Source organism: Methylophilus sp. (genome assembly GCF_035460085.1).
Lineage (GTDB): Bacteria > Pseudomonadota > Gammaproteobacteria > Burkholderiales > Methylophilaceae > Methylophilus.
This window is the reverse complement of the sequence record NZ_DATHWZ010000107.1, coordinates 1-3,888: the sequence shown is the minus strand read 5'-3', so window position 1 is coordinate 3,888 and position 3,888 is coordinate 1. Positions and strand designations below refer to the sequence as shown.

4 protein-coding genes are annotated in these 3,888 nt (G+C 52.3%); 2 read left to right on the top strand and 2 right to left on the bottom strand.

The genetic code is table 11. From position 1 onward, the window contains the following. Positions 1-739, bottom strand: a 739-nt coding sequence (locus VK958_RS13610; protein WP_325242251.1) for an LrgB family protein, incomplete at its 3' end; no start/stop codon positions are given. Next, complete coding sequence (locus VK958_RS13605; RefSeq protein WP_325242249.1) at positions 732-1,136, bottom strand: CidA/LrgA family protein; 405 nt, start codon at positions 1,134-1,136, stop codon at positions 732-734. The genes VK958_RS13610 and VK958_RS13605, both read right to left, overlap by 8 nt. A 143-nt stretch (positions 1,137-1,279) precedes the next feature. On the opposite strand from VK958_RS13605, the gene VK958_RS13600 reads away from it, so the two are divergent. Both VK958_RS13600 and VK958_RS13595 read left to right on the top strand, forming a co-directional pair. Then, complete coding sequence (locus tag VK958_RS13600; protein ID WP_325242247.1) at positions 1,280-1,921, top strand: DUF2490 domain-containing protein; 642 nt, start codon at positions 1,280-1,282, stop codon at positions 1,919-1,921. A gap of 57 nt (positions 1,922-1,978) precedes the next feature. Next, positions 1,979-3,888: homocysteine S-methyltransferase family protein (locus tag VK958_RS13595; protein ID WP_325242245.1), on the top strand; the 1,910-nt coding region annotated here is incomplete at its 3' end.

The window sequence follows — 3,888 nt, the reverse complement described above, 5'->3', positions numbered from 1 at the left end:
AAAACCCCAAATATGGTCGTAAATACGTCAACACAATAGGCAATCCAATCGCACTGATCACCCCATTCAATCCCATCGCCATGCTGGCATAAATCCCTGCTTCTTCATTCACGCTAAATGCCCGCGTAATGCCCAGCCCGTGTGCTCCCACACCGATAGCGGTGCCACGTATCCACCATTGATGTACTTTGATGCCGTTGAGGATATAAGGCGCCAGGATCGCGCCCAGCATACCGGTGATCACGGTAAACACAGCGGTGAGGGTGGGCGACACGCTCAGGCGTTCTGCAATACCCATCGCAATCGGCGCGGTCACTGATTTGGCATACATGCTGCCGATAATATTATCTGAAGCCCCCATCAGTTTGGTGATTGCCACCGCACTCACAATCGAGACGGTGCTGCCTGCCGTCAGCGCGACCCAGATATGGAAGATTTTGCCTTGCATCCGTTTGAACCCATAATAAATAGGCACTGCTAAAGCCACCGTCGCTGTGCCTAGCAGAAAGTGCACAAACTGCGCGCCTTCAAAGTACTTCTCATAAGGCATATCCAGCGCATCAATGATCAGGCAGGTCAGGATCACGGCAATCGCCACCGGATTGACTAAGGGATGGCGTTTGGCACGCACATATAACAGGTAGCCTAACTGGTAAGTCGCCAGCGTAATGATGAGCGCGAATAAAGGGTCGCCGGAAAGGTAAACCCAGATTTCGGCAATCGGGATGCGCTTAGTCATGATGCTGCTCCCTATGTATTGCATTGACTTTATGTATGGCATTGATCTTGTTGCGTTTCAGTGAAAAATACCAGAATACTTTCAAAACAATGGCCGTTACCGCAATGGTCAGGATCACGCTGACGAGCAAGGCTGTGCTGACTGCCAGAGCATGCGTCTGTAATTCGGGCAGGAATAATAAAACGCCTACCGAAGCTGGCACAAACAGCAATCCCAGATGCTGGCGGAAAGCGTCTGCCACAGTGGCCAGATCCGTATCTACCTGCCCCCTGAAACATAAAAATGCCAGTAGTAATAGCAGGCCGAGCACAGGCCCCGGAATACTGGGCAGGAAGAATTTACTGAGCAATTCGCCCAGGCCCTGCCACAAAAAGAGTTGAACCAAACCTGATATCATGCAATCCCCTTACATAGTTGGCGTTAAATGCAGCCGATGATGCCATCCTGAATTTACACCAATAGAATGCCGCGATGTTAATGTCATTTTCCCGATTCGACCATATTTTTTTGAGCCGTGTTTTTTTCATCCTGTGCTTGCTCGTGACAGCATCTGGCGCATTCGCCGAGACTGAAGAAGATGGCCGTTACTGGTTAAGCCTGTATACCCAGGGCAAGTTACCAGTAGAGAATTTTTACTGGAGCATGGATACGCATCCGCGCTGGCGTGAAGAAGGGCGGGACTTTGACCAGCTGATTTTGCGCCCGGCCGTGTTTTACAAGTTCAACCCCAAGTCCAGCGTCTGGCTGGGTTATGACACCGTCATCAATCATCCTGACGGCCAATCCAGTTTCCGTGAAAATCGTCTGTGGGAACAGTTCCAGTACCAGTTTGATGAAGTCGCGGACATCACTTTCACCAGTCGTACGCGTTTTGAACAGCGCCGTCGTGAAGATTTCCAGGATGTCGGCCATCGCATGCGGCAGATGGTCAGGGCTACCACACCCAGCACGCTGCACCCGAAACTACAGTGGCTGGTGTATGACGAATTATTCATCAACTTTAACCAGACCGAGTGGGGCGTGCGCCGGGGCATAGACCAGAACCGCCTGTTCCTGGGCGTCAACTGGAAATTTAGTGACTTTTCCAATGTCGATGTCGGCTACCTGAACCAGTTCATCAATACGCGAACAACAGACCGTGAAAACCATGTGCTGATGACGACTTTTCGCTTCAATTTCTAGCACGGAGCTTAAAACCCGCTGTGTTAAAATGTCGCTTTTATTTTCAAGTTGATACGCATGACGCAACTGCCGGTCTCCGCTACTGAACAATGGCTACGTGAAGCCCTGTCAAAACGCATCCTGATCCTGGATGGGGCGATGGGCACCATGATCCAGCAGTACAAGTTGACCGAGGCCGATTACCGCGGTGAGCGGTTCAAGGACTTTCAAGGCCCTGCCGGTGAGCGCGAACTGTTTGTCAAAGGCAATAATGAGTTGTTAACGCTCACCCAACCGCAAGTCATACAGGAAATCCACGAGAAGTACCTGGCCGCCGGTGCTGACATTATTGAAACCAATACATTTGGTGCCACCAGTGTCGCCCAGGATGATTACCACATGGCGCAGCTGGTGTATGAAATGAACGTCGAGGCGGCCAAGCTGGCCAAAGCGGCATGCGATAAATACAGCACACCCGATAAACGCCGTTTTGTCGCCGGTGCCCTGGGGCCCACACCGAAAACCGCTTCCATCTCGCCGGACGTGAACGACCCGGCAGCACGTAACGTCAGCTTTGACCAGCTGGTGGTTTCATACATGGAGCAAATCCGCGGCCTGGTCGATGGTGGCGCCGATATCCTGATGGTGGAAACCATATTCGATACGCTCAACTGTAAAGCCGCATTGTTTGCAATTGAAACCTTCTTTGAGGAGCAGGGCAGAACCTGGCCGATCATGATTTCCGGCACAGTCACCGATGCTTCCGGCCGTATCCTGTCCGGTCAGACCGTGACCGCTTTCTGGCATTCTGTGCGCCACGTCAAACCGCTGACTGTCGGCCTGAACTGCGCCTTAGGCGCGACATTGATGCGTCCATATGCTGAAGAGCTCAGCAAAGTGGCGGATACTTTTGTCTGTATTTACCCTAACGCAGGCCTGCCTAACCCGATGTCTGATACCGGTTTTGACGAAACACCGGATGTGACTTCCAGCCTGGTCAAGGAGTTTGCCGAAAGTGGCTTTATCAATATTGCCGGCGGTTGCTGCGGTACCACGCCACCGCATATCAATGCGATTTATAGCGCCATCAAGGACATCCCGCCGCGACAGGTGCCCGAGCTGCCGGTAAGCACCAAGCTGTCCGGCCTGGAGCCATTTATCATTGATGAAAGCTCGCTGTATGTGAATGTCGGTGAGCGTACCAACGTCACCGGTTCCAAAGCGTTTGCGCGCATGATCATCAACGAGCAATACGAAGAAGCCTTGAGCGTGGCGCGTCAGCAAGTTGAGAATGGCGCACAGGTGATTGATATCAACATGGATGAAGGTATGCTGGATGCGGTCAAGGCCATGAAGCATTTCCTCAACCTGGTCGCTTCCGAGCCTGACATTGCCCGTGTGCCAATCATGATCGACTCGTCGAAATGGGCGGTGATTGAGGCGGGCCTCAAATGCGTGCAAGGCAAGGCCATCGTCAACTCGATCTCGATGAAAGAAGGTGAAACCGAGTTCCTGCGTCAGGCCAAACTATGCCAGCGTTATGGCGCTGCCGTAGTGGTGATGGCGTTTGACGAAGCCGGACAGGCCGATACCTACGCGCGCAAAACTGAAATCTGTAAACGTGCTTACGATCTGCTGGTCAGCCATGGTTTCCCGCCGGAAGATATTATCTTCGACCCGAATATTTTCGCGATTGCGACCGGCATTGAAGAACATAACAACTACGCGGTGGACTTTATCGAAGCCACGCGCTGGATCAAGCAAAACCTGCCATACGCCCGCATTTCCGGTGGTGTGTCTAATGTGAGTTTCAGCTTCCGTGGTAATGAACCGGCACGTGAGGCCATCCATACCGTGTTCCTTTACCACGCCATCCAGGCCGGTATGACCATGGGTATTGTCAACGCCGGTATGGTTGGCGTCTATGACGATATTCCTGCCGAATTGCGCAAGTGTGTTGAAGATGTGGTGCTGAACCGTGTGGTTGA